The following is a 241-nucleotide window of genomic DNA, read 5'->3' as shown; positions in this document are numbered from 1 at the left end:
CAGTCCCAGTGTGGCCGATCACCCTCTCAGGTCGGCTACGCATCGTCGCCTTGGTGAGCCTCTACCTCACCAACTAGCTAATGCGCCGCGGGCCCATCCCCCAGTGATAGCCGAAGCCATCTTTTATAACGGGATCATGCGATCCCGAAAATTATCCGGTATTTGCACCGATTTCTCGATGTTCTCCCAGTCTGAGGGGCAGGTTGCCCACGTGTTACTCACCCGTTCGCCGCTGGATCCA

The 241-nt window shown here is 57.3% G+C and carries 1 rRNA gene; it reads right to left on the bottom strand.

The features are described 5' to 3' along the window. A 16S ribosomal RNA gene (locus tag M3212_RS22485) occupies positions 1 to 241 on the bottom strand; the annotation flags it as partial.

This window comes from Halalkalibacter oceani, from assembly GCF_023715705.1.
Lineage (GTDB): Bacteria > Bacillota > Bacilli > Bacillales > Bacillaceae_D > Halalkalibacter > Halalkalibacter oceani_A.
This window is presented reverse-complemented; position numbering and strand designations above follow the sequence as displayed.